This is a genomic window from Paenibacillus sp. FSL W8-0187 (genome assembly GCF_037969755.1).
Lineage (GTDB): Bacteria > Bacillota > Bacilli > Paenibacillales > Paenibacillaceae > Paenibacillus_AQ.
Genome location: NZ_CP150206.1, coordinates 6,098,721 through 6,115,078, shown reverse-complemented (window position 1 = coordinate 6,115,078; position 16,358 = coordinate 6,098,721). Strand labels below are relative to the sequence as shown.

Here is a 16,358-nt window from a genome sequence, read left to right as displayed (position 1 = left end):
TAAACTTTAAATCAAGGAGTGTTTCTTTCGTGGAAATATTAAAGAATCGCAATTTCCTGCTGTTGTTCGTTGGCCGAATCCTTACGAATATCGGCGATAGCTTGTACGCGGTAGCTGCCATGTGGCTGGTGTACGATCTGGGAGGCTCGACGCTGTATACGGGACTTGCCGGATTCCTCTCGATTCTCCCCCGAATCATTCAACTGTTATCCGGTCCGATGATTGACCGCGTTCCTTTACGGGGGCTTCTGGTATACACCCAGTTATTTCAGGCGGTTCTACTGTTGATCGTTCCGCTTGCATTTTATTTCGACTTTCTGACAGTAGGCGTTGTGCTGGCGATTACACCAGTTCTATCCACGCTGAATATGTGGGTATATCCGGCCCAAATGTCGGCCCTTCCTAAAATTCTCGATAAGAAGCAGCTGACGCAAGGAAACTCGCTGTTCTCCTTAGCCTATCAAGGCATCGATGTCGCTTGCAACGCAATATCCGGCGTATTGATTATTGTGCTGGGCGCAGTATCCCTTTACTTATGGAATTCGATCGGATTTTTCATCGGAGCGCTGTTATTCTCGCAATTGAAAATCAAAAAGTCTACCAAAACTTCTGATAACAACGTAATTAAAACATCAACGAATAACACCGCAAATTCAAAATCTATGCGAAATGCCCTTAAAAATTATTGGGCGGACATGAAAGAGGGGCTTCGCTACATCCTGGCAACCCCGCTTGCACGGGTACAGATGGGGATTATCGTCATTAATGCAGCGGGCGGCGCTACCTTTACGGTTATGCCTGCGTTTGCCGACAGCCTCGGCGGAGCCGGTGTCTACGGTATATTGCTGATGGCCCAGGCTTGCGGAAGTTTGTTGGGCGCGATCCTGGCTCCGTATTTGAAGTTGGAGCGCCTGCCGCTTGGATATCTTTTTGCCGGAGCATTTTGTTTATCTGGCGCTGCCTGGTGTCTCAGCGTATTTACCCCATGGACATGGCTTGTCGTCCTGGTATACGGCTTGGCATGGTTTCCCGGAGGCATTACGAACGTTATCATCAATTCGGTCATTCAGAAAGCGATACCCGAGAAAAGATTGGGCACGGTGTTCGCGGCAGCTAGCGGACTCAGCGGAATTGCCATGCCGCTTGGCAGCCTAATTGGAGGTGCTCTTGGCGTTGTTGCAGCAAGCTCGTCCGTTATCGCAGGATGCGGAATCGCCGTATTCTGCGTAGGAATCTTCTGGATTTTTGACTCGACCACCCGCAGTCTTCCATCACCTGACAATGTGGATGAGAAATGGTTTGCGCCTTATACGAATGCAACACCTGAGAAATCCATTTCTATGAATACAGCCCCTTAGAGATGGCTAACGTCGATTAGCTTCCATGCTTATACAGAGGGCTGAAGAAGATCGCCCGTACTGGAAATTTCTCAAATAACCGAGCCGAGGATGAATCAGCGATCGACGGATTCATCACGGTTCTTTTTTTCACTTAGACGAAGTGTAAACGCCTGCCGCGTCCCACCGCAGCGGTGCTTGTCAGGCTAGTCTGCATAATGTGACCAAGTCCCTCATAGACATGTATCAATCAAGTCAAAACAAGTGTTGAAGGGGATGATGACATGCGCCGGATTTCATGGGTGCTGCTCGCGGTAGTATTATGCTTAACAACAATACTGGCGGGATGCGGGAAGAAAAATGCAGACAGCGTTGTGAAGGATCTGGGCAAGGTGGCTGATAAGCTGGAAAGTGCCAAGGGGGCTTACCAGGGAGCGGGCGTTATGACCATACATACCGGTTCGGCGCCGCAGGAGTATCAGGTTGAGGTATGGTACCAGTCTCCATCTTACTACCGGATCAGTTTAACCAATGGGCAAAAGGATATTACGCAAATCGTGCTTCGCAACGATGACGGCGTGTTCGTTCTGACGCCTAGCTTGAACAAGAGCTTCCGCTTCAAAAGCGACTGGCCGGATAATCAGGGACAGGTATATCTGTACCAAACGCTACTCAGCAGCATTCTGAGCGACAACACCCGTCAGTTTGCTGAGGATAAGGATAGTTACGTGTTTGATGTGGCTGCTAATTACCACAGCCATTCGTTGATTCGTCAAAAGATTTGGCTCGCCAAGGACAACTACACACCGAAACAGGTACAAGTGTCGGACTCCGAAGCGAATGTGGTTGTTGAAGTGAAATTCAACACCTTTACCTTCGATACGAACCTGTCGAAGGATTCGTTTGATACCAACAAGAATCTAAGTGCGATGAACGATGCTAAGGGGACCATGGCGGAAGTGGACGAGAACGGGGTACCGGTGGCTTCCGGTACGGAAGGTAACGGCACTCAGGGAACCGAAGGTTTGACAGAAACAGCTTCCGGTCGCGATATGGGATCCTTCGGCATTATCTATCCGGAATATGTGCCTGCAGGGGTCACGAACAAAGACACGATGGAAGTTCCGGAGAACAAGGATCATGCGGTTATTCTGAAGTATGACGGTGTGTACCAATATACGATTATGGAATCCAGACCGGTGGATCGTGCGGTCTCCCTCGTACCGGGCGAGGCGGTATATATTGATTTTACAACGGTAGGTCTGCTCACCGGCGATCAGCAAAGAACGCTGACCTGGAATTCGGAAGGCGTGGAATACCGAATTACGAGCGCCAATCTGCCTGTCGAAGAAATGAAGAAAGTCGCTGCTTCCATGCAGGGAGAATCGGGTAAATAATACGAAGTAGGCGGATACCGAGCATTGAAGGAGGGCAACATTCCGACAATGAGGCCATTCGCCTCTTTTCCAAATAAAGGAACCCCGTCCGTAGGCCTATCGCTATTTCTTGCAGATATTCCGATGTTTCACCAAGTTTCGCCACCCCGGGGGGACCACGAGCCTCATAAATAAGCAGTTTGTCTCAATTGACAGTTGCCCCCCGGAACATTACCATTAATCTATTGCAAAGCATAATGCTTTTTTCAAAATGGTAAGAAGGTGACTGGAATTGCAAGCGATATATCGACCTACCCTGGCGGAGATCAACCTAGACCATCTGCGCGCCAACTATAACGCTTTTCGTGAGGCGCTGCCAAGCCACATGAAATTGCTTGCTTGTGTGAAGGCTAACGCCTATGGTCACGGAGCTGTAGAAGTGGCTCGCGAACTTCAGCAACTGGGGGCGCCTTACTTAAGCGTAGCTTTCCTGGATGAAGCGCTCGAGCTTCGGCAAGGAGGCATCTCTTGCCCAATCCTGGTGCTCGGTTATACACCACCGGAGGCTGTAGAGATCGCTTATGAGCATGATGTGACCGTAACCCTGTTCAGTTCGGAAGTGCTCCAAGCGATAAAGGCACTGCCGGTCCAGCCGGAGAAGCCACTCAAGGTACACATCAAGATTGACAGCGGAATGGGTCGTTTGGGCCTGCTTCCAGGCGAAGATGCAATTTCTTTTATAGAAGAAGTATTTTCGCTGCCGCAGGTTGTTGTCGAAGGAATGTTTACCCATTTTGCAAGAGCGGATGAAGAGAACAAAGACTATACGTTGGGACAGTACCGCCGTTTTCAGGGCGTAGCGGACGCTCTTCGGGATAAGGACTACCATATCCCCATCATACATACGGGCAACAGTGCTGCTGCGATTGATACACCTGAATTATCCTATGATATGGTTCGTGTCGGCATCGGCTTGTACGGACTGTATCCTTCGGATGAGGTGAATCGAAAGACAGTGAGCCTTCGCCCTGTCATGACGTTAAAGACAAAGCTTGTCTACGTCAAAAATTTACCTCCGCATTCCGGTATCAGCTACGGGACGAAGTATGTAACGGGGGAGGAAGAGCAAATTGGAACCCTTCCCATCGGTTACGCCGATGGCTTCTCTCGTATGCTGAGCGGTAAAGTGGAAGTACTGATACGCGGCCGCCGCGTCCCTGTAGTCGGAACTATCTGTATGGACCAATGTATGGTATCGCTCAAACCTTTCGCCGATGAGGCGGAACAAATTAAAGCTGGTGAAGAGGTTGTACTCATCGGTCAGCAGTCTGGCGAATGCATTACGGCAGATGAGCTGGCGTCCAAGCTGGGGACGATCCACTACGAGGTCGTCTGCATGATTGCCCACCGGGTACCACGTCAGTATATACGTGATGATATACCCGTGAAGACCGTAAACGCACTCTGGAGCAACCTTTAACAAGTCATGTCACCCTAAGTAATTTATTCAGGAAAGAAGGAATAAGTACAGACCTTCCCGAATTAGGAATATGTCGTTTAAGTCTGTACGAAAGTGTCGATTGTAGTTTATAATGATATGCAGCATACTTGATATACCTTCGGCATATATATTCTTTTGTATAATTTTCCTTGAATAATGTAATACTGGTGCACAGGCGAGAAGGTTGTGGGGGTGTAATAGAGGGTGGCCAATATGCAGAACACCAAACGAATCATGATCAGTTTACCGGATCATCTTTTGCAGGAAGTGGACGGGATCGCTCAGCTGGAAAATTCCAACCGCAGTGAGCTTATTAGGCAAGCCATGAAGTTGTACCTGAATGAACGGAAGAAACGTTACATTCGTGAATCCATGCAGCGGGGTTATATGGAAATGGCCAAAATTAACCTGACCATGGCTTCTGAGGCGTTTCACGCGGAGGAAGATGCAGACAACACTCTAGACCGCTTAGTAAGCGGGGTGTAGACAGTGATCGTTAAACGGGGCGACGTATTTTTTGCGGATTTATCACCTGTTGTCGGTTCTGAGCAGGGCGGCGTAAGGCCGGTCCTTGTCATTCAGAATGATATCGGCAACCGGTTTAGTCCGACTGTGATTGTTGCAGCCATTACGGCACAGATTCAAAAAGCCAAGCTGCCGACTCACGTCGAAATCGACGCGGCGTCGCATGGATTTGACCGGGATTCCGTCATTTTGCTAGAGCAGATCCGGACGATTGATAAGCAGCGGCTAACGGACAAAATCACCCATCTTGATGATGAAATGATGAGTAAGGTGGATGATTCCCTGCAAATAAGTCTGGGCTTGATTGATTTTTGATTCCATTCAAGCACTAACGTTTTCCACATAGAATGTTATGACTAAAAACCCTCAAGGAGTAATTCCTTGAGGGTTTTTATATGGATGGTATGTTTGAAGGCTCGGCAATTGCTGCATGGGACTGGAGATTGGTGGATTACATGTTTGTAGGTATGAGGATGTAGGCCGTAGTGACCGCCGCTGCGATAAACAACAGGCAGACAACGGACCAGGCAATCGCATGTTTGTCATTCATTTAAGGTGACCCCCCTGATTTTAATGAGGTGTGGATATCCGGCAGCGGCATGTTCGTACAATAAGAATATAAATTAAATCTTAAAATTAGATGAAATTGACATTAAAAGCAGCTTAAAGCCTTACGAAGTGAGCGATGTAGTGGAAATGAGCGCTTAAGTTTGGGATAATAGCAAATATAGTTTCATTGAAGAAAGAGGGATATCATTGTCTGAATTAGAAGCTGTTGTGGAAGTAAATGAGGAACAGATTCGCAAGGAAGAATCGAAACGGATCGTGAAGCAGATCGCAAAGGAGCTTCAATTGTCCGAAAAACAGGTGCGTACGACCGTTGAACTTCTGGATGAGGGCAATACCATACCGTTTATTGCGCGTTACCGTAAGGAAATGACAGGCGAACTGGATGAGAACCAATTACGTGATATTGAAGAGCGGACAGGTTATTTGCGCAATTTGGAGGTCCGTAAGCGGGAAGTCATTCGCATCATAGAGGAGCAAGGCAAGCTAACAGAAGATCTGAAGGCGTCGATTACGGCCGCCGTTAAGCTGCAGGAGGTAGAGGATCTATACCGTCCGTATAAGCAGAAACGTAAAACCCGGGCCAGCGTCGCCAAGGAAAAAGGACTTGAGCCGCTGTCGGAGTGGATATGGTCGCAGCCGAAGCAGGCTGATGTGATGGTTGAGGCAGCCAAGTATGTTGATGAGGAGAAGGGTGTGGCTTCGGCAGAAGAGGCTGTGCAAGGCGCGATGGATATATTGGCCGAAAACATTGCCGATGACGCAACCGTTCGTTCCTGGGTACGCAGATACAGCCTGGACCACGGCATATTGACCTCAGAGGCGAAGGATACCGAAGTGGAATCCGTATACGAGAACTATTACAATTATCGGGAATTGGCGAAGAAAATGCCGCCGCACCGGATTTTGGCCATTAACCGGGGAGAGCGCGAGAATATTCTGAAGGTGGGGCTTGATGTTCCTTCCGATTCCATTCACGCGTATATCGGCAAGCAGGTGCTTAAAGGTCCATCTGCCGTCACGGATATTCTTACGGCGGTGATCGAGGATTCATACAAGCGTCTTATTGCCCCATCGATTGAACGGGAAGTGCGGGGTGAGCTGACGGAAAAAGGGGAGAACCAGGCAATCTCCATCTTTGCGGGGAACCTGCGCAGCCTGCTGCTGCAGCCGCCGGTGAAAGGTCGCTGTGTGCTGGGCGTTGACCCGGCTTACCGTACCGGTTGTAAGCTTGCGGTGGTCGATGATACAGGCAAGCTGCTTGAGGTAGCTGTAACCTATCCGACGCCGCCGGCCAACAAGAAGCAGGAGGCGGCCGCGAAGATTAAAGAGCTGATTGCAAAATACGGCATCAAGCTTATTGTCATTGGAAACGGTACGGCATCCCGTGAAACGGAGCAATTCGTAGCCGAAGAAGTCATTGCGGAACTTGCTGACCCTGAGCTGGCTTACCTCATCGTCAATGAAGCGGGAGCAAGCGTGTACTCGGCCTCGAAGCTGGCTCAGGAAGAGTTCCCTGATCTGGATGTTGCCGAGCGCAGCGCAGCCTCGATCGCACGCCGTGTGCAGGATCCGCTGGCCGAGCTGGTGAAGATCGATCCGAAATCGATCGGTGTGGGCCAATATCAGCATGACGTCACCCAGAAGCATCTGGAGGAGAGCCTGAAAGCCGTCGTAGAGTCTGCGGTTAACCATGTCGGGGTGGATGTGAATACGGCATCGCCGTCACTACTCTCCTATGTGGCTGGCATCAATGCCACCATTGCCAAAAATATCGTGAAATACCGGGAAGAGAACGGGAAGTTTGTCAGCCGGAAGCAGCTGCAGAAGGTTCCGCGTCTCGGTGCCAAGACCTATGAACAGTGCGTGGGCTTTATGCGGATATCGGAAGGCGAGAACATACTGGATCGCACCCCGATTCACCCGGAATCCTATGCGGTGGTTGACCGTTTGTTCCAGGAGCTTCAGGTAAGTCTGGACAAGCTCGGCAGCAAGGAGCTCGCTGAACTGCTGGATGCCCAGCAGCCGGAGAACCTTGCCGTGAAGCTGGAGGTTGGTGTACCGACCCTGCGCGATATTCTGGACAGCTTGCAGCGTCCGGGACGCGATCCGCGGGAGGAGCTGCCGCTGCCGATTTTCCGCCAGGACGTGCTGAAGATCGAGGATCTTATGCCGGGAATGGAGCTGCAGGGAACGGTACGCAATGTCATCGATTTTGGCGCCTTTGTGGATATCGGCATCAAGAGCGATGGCCTGGTGCATATTTCCCAGCTGAGCGATGGATTTGTCAAACACCCGATGGATGTTGTCTCTGTGGGGGATAACGTTACCGTGTGGGTGCTGAATGTAGATTTGAAAAAAGGCCGCGTCGGATTGACGATGCGCAAGCCGAAAGATCAGTGATAGGTACTGCAGGCGTAATAAAAGAGCCGTATCTCCTTTGGGGAGAAACGGCTCTTTTTTGCATAACTGCCCTGTACTAATAGCTAATGGGGATATGTCCTGGCGATGGGTTTAGCGATGGTTCAGCTTTAGCAGCAGGACGTTTTTATCGTAACTTTCGAGACACCAGTGATATTTTGTTAGAATTTTGGGTTCGACTGTGGGAGCAGATACATCGAATTCATGAAAACCAAACTTCTTATAGTGCGTGTTCAAAAAGGTCGGTTTTCAGCACCGAGAAGGTTGGATGAAGCTAGGGACTGAGGAGCGGAGCGTACGTTTTAGGTACGTGAGCACCGGAAGTCCCGGGTGAATTCAAGATTCGATGCCGAGTTACTTCTTGATTTACTTCGTGATCAAAAGCGGACTTTTTGAACAACCTCTTATAGAAATGCTGCAGCTCTTCAAACGGAATGCAGTATACCGTATCTAGGCCCAATCTTTTTGATTCCTCTACAAGAAACGTGACGATTTCGTGTGCCAGGGACTGTCCTCTAAACTTGTCCAGAATATAAATACCACCGAGCTCCGCCTCGTGGTCATTAAGTTTAACCAATCGGCCGATCCCTGCGTAGTCGTCTTGCGACATGACGATGGCAATAATTTCATTGTCCAGTGAACTTGGCTGAAAGCCGATGTGTTCGTATTGTTGATTGACCCAAGGCAATTCTGCTTGAGTTACCCTTTTAATGCTCATGACTACTCACCTCAGTTAGTTTGAAATGTATATTGCGTTAGACTGCGCCCAGCATAAACACCCGGCTTAACTCTCGCTGCCCGAAGATGGCTGCTTTTTCTTCGCCCGAAACCGTCTGACCTTCATCAGATTGCCGCACATTTTATCATCGCAATATCGTTTGGAACGGTTTCGCGTGTCGTCGTAATATACCCAGAGGCAATCGGGATTCGTACAGATGCGAAACCGGGATAACTCGCCTTGCTCGATAGCTTGCGCAAAGGAGCCGGCAATCTCGGCAGCCGCTGCTTGCAGGCCAGGTTTTTGCAGGATATAAGCCAGTACAAATTTTTGATCCTCATCTATCTTGAGCTGGCGAATAACGGGTCCGGCAGCCATCCAGCGGTTTAATTCCTCTATCTCCATGGGGGAAGGAGACTCTCCCGCGGCGATGTGTTGAACACACGTCAATAGGAAGGAACGAAGCTGCCTCAGCAGCCCCAGTTCATCCGGGGTCAGCGGAACGGAGATTGGGAGATTGTACTCGTTTATAAAATCGGTGAGCCAATCCTCACGGGCAAGCCGATCCTCGGATCGGCCGCTGCCTCTCCAGTCATGCCATTCGCTGTTTATAAAATCATCCCATAACATGAAGCTCATCCTTTCTCGTCTCATTATTGTAACAAGTTAATATTCATGTTGCTAGTTACTTGTAATGGGGTCTGAAGTGTGTTAATTTTTATGTAACGTTCTATTTTATTTATGGTGGTTACAATTATGAGGCGGAGGCGATGGTTATGAACATGAAGGAATTGCTGCTCCAAAACTGGGATTATGCGATGGGGCAAGAGGATTGGTATCCGCCGATTCTTCCTGCCTTGAAGGATGTTACGGTTGAGCAGGCTTTGTGGAAACCGGAAGGGCAGGCGGCGAATTCCATATGGGAGAACGTGCAGCATTTGCTGTATTACAAACAGCGTCTGCTCGGAAGATTGGAAGGGACACCGCTCCATAATGAAGGGATTGGTAACGACGAGACGTTTCTCATTCACGAAACAAGTGAGGACGCATGGAATACGGCTCGGGAGCGGCTTCAGGAAGTTCATGCTGCGTTAAGACAGAAGATTGAGGAGATGCCGGAGGCGGAGGTCATCGAATCGCCGCAGCGAATACTTAGCTTAATCATGCATGATGCATATCATACGGGGCAAATTGTTTTTCTCCGGAAGCTGCAGGGGTCCTGGCCAGCTAAACGCAGCGATCTATAAGTGCAAAATCCCACCATTCAGCCATCATAATACAATGCAAAAATAAGCCGGACAGGATGTCCGGCTTATTGTCATACCTATGGATCGGTTGCAATGCACTAACGGGCATTCGAGTTTTCTTCGCCCGGGGAATTCCGGTAAAAGTACCAGCATTCGTTAAGCAGCTTGATCTGACGTCTGTCCTTTTTGCGAAAAGCGCGTGTCAATTGATTGCAGAGCCATTGCGGCAAGGGTATCTCCTCCTCTTGCTAATTCCATCTGTATGGATAGCATATGGGGAAAAAGCCCAAAGCGTGCAGGTCTACCTCGATTATAACGCTTCTTCCTCGTACCATTGCTCAAGCTGCGCTTGGAGAGCCCGAATTTCGGTAAGCAGCGAGATGAGTGGATATTCCGTTTCCTTAAGGGAAGCAAAGGCTTGCTCAAGCTCATTTATGTATTCCAGACCACCTTGAATGCTCAGCGATTCCTGCAGCAAATCCAGATTGTCGCATTCGGCTACAGCAAGTGGTAGCTGAGGTTTGCCTGCGGCGGTGAGTTTATCGATTTCCTTATTGAGGCGTAAATTTAAAGCACTGAGCTGGTAAGCATAGTCACTGGGCATTTCGACAAATAACAGCTCGTCCTGTCCTTTTAAAATAACGTAGCGCATGTTTGGCATGATTGCAGGTTCTCCCTCCATACTTTCTACTTGACAGTGTAGCCCAGAGAGAAGTTAAAATTCAAGTAGCATTTATAAGGCAAAAGGAAGGAAAGACATGGTGACGATGAACGAGATGAGCAATGAAGAACTGCAGGCATGGGTTGAGAAAGTCTCGCTGGAGAGCTTCCGGGTTCCGTTCAGGCACAAGGCGACGTTTAACCGGCGATTGTCCTCAACAGGCGGCCGCTATTTCATGAAAAGCCATCATATCGAGATCAATCCGCATCAGCTGGCTACGCACGGCAGGGAAGAGGTGGAGAAGATCATCAAGCATGAGCTGTGCCATTATCATCTGCATATTGCGGGCAGGGGATATCGGCATCGGGACGCTGATTTCAAAAACCTGCTGCAAGCCGTTGGAGGGAGCCGTTTCTGCAAGTCCTTGCCGAAGGGCAAGGCTGCGGGCCGTCGGGAGCCGGAACCTTATCGATATAAACTTCGCTGCAGTGCCTGCGGGACGGAATACCTCCGTAAACGGAAGATGAATCCGGCTCGTTATCGGTGTGGAAAGTGCGCCGGACGCCTTACGCTTCTGAAACTTGACTCCCCTATGAAGTCATGATAAATTATTAATATCCAACTTAATGTTCCCTGATAGCTCAGTTGGTAGAGCACTCGACTGTTAATCGAGTTGTCACAGGTTCGAGTCCTGTTCGGGGAGCCATATGGAGAGATACCCAAGTGGCTATAAGGGGACCCTCTGCTAAGGGGTTAGACTGCGTAAGCGGTGCGAGGGTTCGAATCCCTCTCTCTCCGTTGAGCGTTACATCAAAGAAAGCTCCCATCACCAAGTGATCGGGAGCTTTTTTTTGCATAGGGATGAGAATCCTGGATAGGGTTCGTCGGAGCATAAGTTGCGTTAGGCATTCTTCGCAGTCTCGACCAAAGAGAGAGTATCCCTCTCTCTTTGGCCTAGCGTAAATGGGGGCAGAGAACAATGAAACAGATAATTGCCATGGGTGGCGGCGGTTTCTCGATGGAACCGGATAATCTGCTGCTTGATCGCTATATTTTGGCACAAGTACCGAAAGAAATGCCTAAGGTGTGTTTTGTTCCGACAGCAAGCGGGGATGCGGATGGTTATATTGAACGTTTCTATCATGCTTTCCGGACACTGCCGTGTACTCCCATTCATCTGTCGCTGTTCCAGCCGAACTTTGCCGATCTTCGGTCTTTTGTACTCGAGAAGGATATCATCTATGTTGGCGGGGGCAATACCCGCAATATGCTGGTCTTGTGGAAGGAATGGGGCCTGGATCAGATACTCCAGGAGGCGTATGAACAGGGTGTCATCTTAACTGGGTTAAGCGCTGGTTCCATTTGCTGGTTTGAGCAAGGGGTGACGGACCCGTTGAACGCGCCTTTGTACAAGCTTGAGGGTTTGGGTATATTACAAGGCAGTCATTGCCCTCATTATGATGGTGAGAGCAAAAGAAGACCTGCCTATCATAAACTTGTGCTTCAAGGTGAAGCACAAGCAGGATATGCAGCTGATGATGGGGTTGCTTTGCATTTTATGGACGGACGGCTGCATAGGATCGTAAGCTCAAGGAAAAATGCACATGCATATCATGTGGGACTCGAAGGAAATCGCGTTCAAGAAGAGAAGTTAACGCCGGATTTTTTAGGCTGATTTATAAGCCGAAAAAGCTCCGAAAATAAATATTAAAATTTACGAAAAAAAAGCTTGCCAGCATTTTTGAAATTATGCTATACTCAATCTTGTCGTCACGGCGACGTGGTTAAAGTGGCCCGTTGGTCAAGGGGTTAAGACACCTCCCTTTCACGGAGGTAACAGGGGTTCGAATCCCCTACGGGTCACCACTTTCTATATAACCTCGGGATGAGAACCCCGTCGGTTCTACGGGACACCACTTTCTTATATGGCAGCTGCACGATTGTCATCGAGAGCCATTAGCTCAGTTGGTAGAGCACCTGACTTTTAATCAGGGTGTCGAAGGTTCGAGCCCTTCATGGCTCACCATTTTTATGAAGTAACGAAATGATGTATCCCTTATATTATGCGGTAGTGGTGGAATGGCAGACACGCTATCTTGAGGGGGTAGTGGGTGTATACCCGTGGAGGTTCGAGTCCTCTCTACCGCATACGAACATTAAGAAAAGGCTCCGCACTTTGTGCGGGGCTTTTTTTTGCGTTTAAGATATCAGAAAGTATAAACTTCGAAGCATGGCCTACCTGATATCGAAAGAAAAACAACATCTAAACGCGGTCTGTCTTCTCTAGAATGTACGTCGATAGACGTTTTTCTTATATCAAGGTTTACATAGGATTCATCACGGTTTTCATCGATTTTCAGTGCGCGTTTATGCAAAACGGGTGTTTCATCTCTGGTCAGAAGTTTAATATCATAACGTGGACGAGCAACAACTTCAAATTACCTATAAGGAGTGATTCAGAATGGCTAATAACAACAATGGAAAGATGAGCCGTGAAGAAGCAGGACGTTTAGGTGGAGAAGCAACTGCGAACAAACATGACAAAGAATTCTACCAAGAAATCGGACGGAAGGGCGGCGAAGCAACTTCCCGTTCCCATGACAAAGACTTTTATCAGGATATCGGTAAAAAAGGCGGAGAATCCACGTCAAACTCTCATGATAAGGAATTTTATCAGGAAATCGGCCAGAAGGGCGGGGAAGCGACTTCCGACTCTCATGGCAGAGAATTCTATGAGGACATCGGACGCAAAGGCGGCGAGGCTACCTCGGATTCCCACGGACGTGAGTTCTATCAAGAGATTGGGCAGCAGGGCGGCGAAGCCAGAAGCGGCAGCGACAGCAACGGGGATGGCAAGATGAGCCGCGAAGAAGCGGGCCGCAAAGGCGGCGAGGCGAGAGCTAGGCAGCGCCAGCGGGGGAACTAATGACAATCCGGTGGATTTGAGATAAAGTTTCCCTCCCTTGAAGGGGACTGAATTGCTCACATGCGAAAGATCCGCCTCATCCATACGATTTGAAAAGCAGCAGCTACGACTCCCTGACAGGGAGCGCGTGGCTGCTTTCTTTTTGCCTTCCATCGTCATGCGATAAGGTGGAGAAGAGAAGATCGTGCTGGACTTTTGGGACGGTGTGTGATAATTATATGATAATGATAACCATTCTCATTTAAGGTTGGGGTCTGTACATATGGTAAACCTATCGACGAATAGCAGTAGCAAAAAAGATTCACGTGAATACAGCGGGCTTATGGCCGGTTTATGGAATATGGATATTGTTCATGGGCATGAGCTCTCCTTGGAGCAGCAGTTGGCAGTGCAGCCAGCCCTGATCATCCCGCTGAGCGGAGAAACCTGTTTACAACAGGCAGAGCAAATCACCCGTATGAATAAGGGATGTGTTTATTTTTGTGCAGCAGGGTCTACTTTCGGAATTACGAGTGCCGATCTCAAGAGTTCTGAGGAACACGAGCAAGCTTCGGTTGCAATACTTCATTTTAGTTTCATGGAAGGTGTCTCAGGCTGCGGTCGATTGCATGAGGTGGACGGCGCCACTCTCATGCCCTATGATGGCATCTTTGTCATTAGCTCTCCGGACCGCTTGAATCTCGTCTGTCGGTCGATGTATAAGGATTTTCACAGCAAGGAGCCCATGAAGCAGTGGAGGGTTCAGTTGGATTTTCAAGAGCTGCTATATACAATGATTGCCGAATGCAGCCCATACTCCAAGAATGATAAGCGGCAAGCGCTGGAGCGGGTGAAGGAATATATCGAGGAACATTATGATGAAGATTTAACGATTGAACAATTGGCGAATCTCTCCGAGTTAAGTCCTAAATATTTTGTAGAAGTATATAAGAAGACGTATGGGTGCAGCGCAATGGATTATTTGGCCCATGTCCGTTTGAACAAGGCGAAGCAGCTGATGCTGGGCTCCGATTCTTTGCTGCGTGAAGTGGCGCATATGGTGGGGTATAAGGATGAATTTTATTTTAGCCGCAAGTTCAAGAAGGCATTCGGGATCTCTCCCTCGGTGTATATGAAGACAAGGAAAAATAAACTGGCGATGTACGGCTCCACAGCCCTCCTGGGTTACACCATGCCGCTGGATTTCACGCCGTATGCGGCTCCGCTTCATCCGAAGTGGTCACAGCATTACTATAACCTTCTTGGGCCGGATATCCCGGTCCATCTGGATGCATACCGCCAGAATCATAACAAATATGCCAATCTGGAGAAGCTGGCCTCGGCACGTCCGGAGCTCATCGTCTGCGCACAGGGGGTGGAGGATTGGGAGAAGGAACAGCTTCGGCTGATTGCCCCCCTCTACGAAATGCCGGCAGAGCAGGAAGGGTGGCAGTTTAATCTGCTAGGTCTCGCTAAATTGCTGAACAAGCTGCCTGAAGCAGAGCGATGGATTGAAACGTTTCATCATAAAATATCGACTTACCGTGAGAAGCTCCCCACTGAAATGATGGATGCACGCACGCTTTTGACCGCACGCCTGCATCAGGATGAACTGATGGCTTACAACCATCCGGGCATGAAGGAACTATTATTTGATTATTTCAATTTTCAGCCGGCTATGCCTATGGATTGGGAGGATGAAGGATGTTTAACGATTGAGCAGATCAAGGAGAGCCGCGCAGACCATATCCTGCTCTTGATCCGTCAGGATTCGGAAACGCTGGCGAATTGGAGGAAACTGCAGGCAACGCCGGAGTGGATGACCATTCCCGCGGTGCGAGAAGGAACGTTCCATCCAGTATCCTCTTACCCTTGGCGCGAATACTCTCCCATTGCGATGGAGCAGATGGCGGAAGAGGCCTTTCGGTTGTTTTCCGGAAATTGTCCATGAGGAATCCGGTTATTTGTCCATGGAACTAAGAGAGCAAATCCTATACTATGATCAATAATGATAATCATTATCAATTATTCGAGTGATCATAGATCATGGAAGGGGTATTAGGAGAGAGATGAAACGAATGAAATGGGTTTTGGGGTTATTGCTGGCATTTGCGTTGGTACTGTCCGCTTGCGGTGGAGGTAACGAGGCTAAAGATACAGACGGAGCAAGCACGAATAATGCAGCAGAAAGCACGAATACAGCCGGGGAGGATAACGCTGCGAAAGAAGAAGCGACCCCCACATCGTCCGATACTAAAGTTGTAAAATACCTCGATCAGGAATATACGCTTCCGGCCAAAACGGAGCGCATCGTCATTACGGGTGCCGTTGAAGCCATGGAGGATGCCATTGTGTTGGAAGTGAATCCGGTTGGAGCCATCACTTTCTCGGGTAAATTCCCGCCGATGTTTGAGTCGATCACGAAGGACGCCCAGTCGGTTGGTGAGAAAATGGAGCCGAATTTCGAAACGATCCTGTCTTTGAAGCCGGATGTGATTTTGGCATCGTCCAAAGCCAAGCCTGAAGTCATTGAACAGTTGAACAAAATTGCTCCTACGATTCCGTACTCCCATATCTCGACCAACTGGGAAAGCAACCTGAAATTGCTCGGCGAGTTAAGCGGCAAACAGGAACAAGCGGAACAGGAAATCGCGAAATATAAAGAGGACTTGGAAAAAGTCAAAGCGACGATTGGAGATAGCCTGAAGGACAAGAAAGTTCTGGCGCTTCGGATTCGTGCAGGTGAGATGTACATCTATCCGGCAGGGGTGTTCTTTAACCCGGTATTGTATGAGGATTTGGGGATTGAAGTACCGGCTGAAGTAGCCGCAGCCAAAGCACAGGAACTGATCTCGAAAGAGAAGATTGCAGAGATGAATCCGGATTACGTATTTGTCCAATTCTCGCCAGATGAGAATAAAGATACGCCAAATGCTTTGGAAGAACTGCAGAATGATCCAATCATGAAGAACTTGAATGCATTCAAGAACGGCACCGCTTTTGTCAACGTGGTGGATCCACTCGCTCAAGGCGGAACTGCGTACAGCAAAATCGAGTTTCTGAAAGCTGCGGTCGAAAGCCTGACAAAGTAATATCAAAC

At 48.9% G+C, this 16,358-nt stretch carries 16 protein-coding genes and 5 tRNA genes; 17 read left to right on the top strand and 4 right to left on the bottom strand.

Annotated features, from left to right (window positions below):
- Window positions 1-29: 29 nt before the first annotated feature.
- The 6 genes from MKY48_RS27680 (at window position 30) to MKY48_RS27655 (ending at window position 7,709) form a co-directional block, all read left to right on the top strand.
- Window positions 30-1,358 carry an MFS transporter gene (locus MKY48_RS27680; protein ID WP_339267770.1) on the top strand — a complete coding sequence of 443 codons (1,329 nt, stop codon included), beginning with the start codon at window positions 30-32 and terminating at the stop codon, window positions 1,356-1,358.
- A gap of 263 nt (window positions 1,359-1,621) precedes the next feature.
- Window positions 1,622-2,734 (top strand): DUF4367 domain-containing protein, encoded by a 1,113-nt coding sequence (locus MKY48_RS27675; RefSeq protein ID WP_339267768.1) that lies wholly within the window; start codon window positions 1,622-1,624, stop codon window positions 2,732-2,734.
- A gap of 271 nt (window positions 2,735-3,005) precedes the next feature.
- The gene (gene alr / locus MKY48_RS27670; RefSeq protein WP_339267766.1) at window positions 3,006-4,193 is read left to right on the top strand and encodes an alanine racemase; all 1,188 of its coding nucleotides are present in this window, start codon (window positions 3,006-3,008) and stop codon (window positions 4,191-4,193) included.
- Window positions 4,194-4,418: 225 nt separating this feature from the next.
- Window positions 4,419-4,700, top strand: coding sequence for a ribbon-helix-helix protein, CopG family (locus MKY48_RS27665; RefSeq protein ID WP_028406492.1), 282 nt, complete (start codon window positions 4,419-4,421; stop codon window positions 4,698-4,700).
- Between the two features lie 3 nt (window positions 4,701-4,703).
- Entirely contained in the window at window positions 4,704-5,054 is a 351-nt protein-coding gene (locus MKY48_RS27660; RefSeq protein WP_006212388.1) for a type II toxin-antitoxin system PemK/MazF family toxin, read from the top strand.
- A gap of 441 nt (window positions 5,055-5,495) precedes the next feature.
- On the top strand, window positions 5,496-7,709 hold the full coding sequence (locus tag MKY48_RS27655) for a Tex family protein (RefSeq protein ID WP_339267763.1): 2,214 nt from the start codon (window positions 5,496-5,498) through the stop codon (window positions 7,707-7,709).
- 292 nt (window positions 7,710-8,001) lie between these two features.
- Here the strand turns inward: MKY48_RS27655 and MKY48_RS27650 are convergent, their stop codons facing one another.
- Together MKY48_RS27650 and MKY48_RS27645 are read right to left on the bottom strand one after the other, a co-directional pair.
- Window positions 8,002-8,445 (bottom strand): GNAT family N-acetyltransferase, encoded by a 444-nt coding sequence (locus MKY48_RS27650; protein ID WP_339291740.1) that lies wholly within the window; start codon window positions 8,443-8,445, stop codon window positions 8,002-8,004.
- Window positions 8,446-8,511: 66 nt separating this feature from the next.
- A complete protein-coding gene (locus MKY48_RS27645) occupies window positions 8,512-9,075 on the bottom strand; it encodes a CGNR zinc finger domain-containing protein (RefSeq protein ID WP_339291739.1) in 564 nt (187 codons plus the stop codon).
- 146 nt (window positions 9,076-9,221) lie between these two features.
- Here MKY48_RS27645 and MKY48_RS27640 point away from each other — a divergent pair, with 146 nt between their 5' ends.
- Window positions 9,222-9,692 carry a DinB family protein gene (locus MKY48_RS27640; RefSeq protein WP_339291738.1) on the top strand — a complete coding sequence of 157 codons (471 nt, stop codon included), beginning with the start codon at window positions 9,222-9,224 and terminating at the stop codon, window positions 9,690-9,692.
- 98 nt (window positions 9,693-9,790) lie between these two features.
- On the opposite strand, the gene cmpA is transcribed toward MKY48_RS27640, so the two are convergent.
- Together cmpA and MKY48_RS27630 are read right to left on the bottom strand one after the other, a co-directional pair.
- The gene (cmpA, locus tag MKY48_RS27635; RefSeq protein WP_015737250.1) at window positions 9,791-9,922 is read right to left on the bottom strand and encodes a cortex morphogenetic protein CmpA; all 132 of its coding nucleotides are present in this window, start codon (window positions 9,920-9,922) and stop codon (window positions 9,791-9,793) included.
- An 80-nt stretch (window positions 9,923-10,002) separates the two neighbouring features.
- The gene (locus MKY48_RS27630; RefSeq protein ID WP_071222576.1) at window positions 10,003-10,353 is read right to left on the bottom strand and encodes a hydrolase/acyltransferase; all 351 of its coding nucleotides are present in this window, start codon (window positions 10,351-10,353) and stop codon (window positions 10,003-10,005) included.
- A 97-nt stretch (window positions 10,354-10,450) separates the two neighbouring features.
- Between MKY48_RS27630 and MKY48_RS27625 the strand changes: the two genes are divergently transcribed.
- From MKY48_RS27625 to MKY48_RS27580, 10 genes are all read left to right on the top strand, one after another.
- Entirely contained in the window at window positions 10,451-10,957 is a 507-nt protein-coding gene (locus MKY48_RS27625; RefSeq protein ID WP_339267756.1) for a SprT family protein, read from the top strand.
- A 26-nt stretch (window positions 10,958-10,983) separates the two neighbouring features.
- Window positions 10,984-11,059 (top strand) — tRNA-Asn (locus MKY48_RS27620).
- 3 nt (window positions 11,060-11,062) lie between these two features.
- Window positions 11,063-11,151, top strand: a tRNA-Ser gene (locus MKY48_RS27615).
- 181 nt (window positions 11,152-11,332) lie between these two features.
- Window positions 11,333-12,028 carry a peptidase E gene (locus MKY48_RS27610; protein ID WP_339291737.1) on the top strand — a complete coding sequence of 232 codons (696 nt, stop codon included), beginning with the start codon at window positions 11,333-11,335 and terminating at the stop codon, window positions 12,026-12,028.
- A gap of 116 nt (window positions 12,029-12,144) precedes the next feature.
- A tRNA-Glu gene (locus MKY48_RS27605) sits at window positions 12,145-12,219 on the top strand.
- A gap of 84 nt (window positions 12,220-12,303) precedes the next feature.
- Window positions 12,304-12,379 (top strand) — tRNA-Lys (locus MKY48_RS27600).
- Window positions 12,380-12,418: 39 nt separating this feature from the next.
- A tRNA-Leu gene (locus tag MKY48_RS27595) sits at window positions 12,419-12,501 on the top strand.
- A gap of 313 nt (window positions 12,502-12,814) precedes the next feature.
- Window positions 12,815-13,279: a general stress protein gene (locus MKY48_RS27590; protein ID WP_076324669.1), complete on the top strand. Its 465-nt coding sequence runs from the start codon at window positions 12,815-12,817 to the stop codon at window positions 13,277-13,279.
- A gap of 262 nt (window positions 13,280-13,541) precedes the next feature.
- Complete coding sequence (locus tag MKY48_RS27585; protein WP_339291736.1) at window positions 13,542-15,209, top strand: AraC family transcriptional regulator; 1,668 nt, start codon at window positions 13,542-13,544, stop codon at window positions 15,207-15,209.
- A 118-nt stretch (window positions 15,210-15,327) separates the two neighbouring features.
- Window positions 15,328-16,350 (top strand): ABC transporter substrate-binding protein, encoded by a 1,023-nt coding sequence (locus tag MKY48_RS27580; RefSeq protein WP_076324667.1) that lies wholly within the window; start codon window positions 15,328-15,330, stop codon window positions 16,348-16,350.
- The last annotated feature ends 8 nt before the right edge of the window (window positions 16,351-16,358 follow it).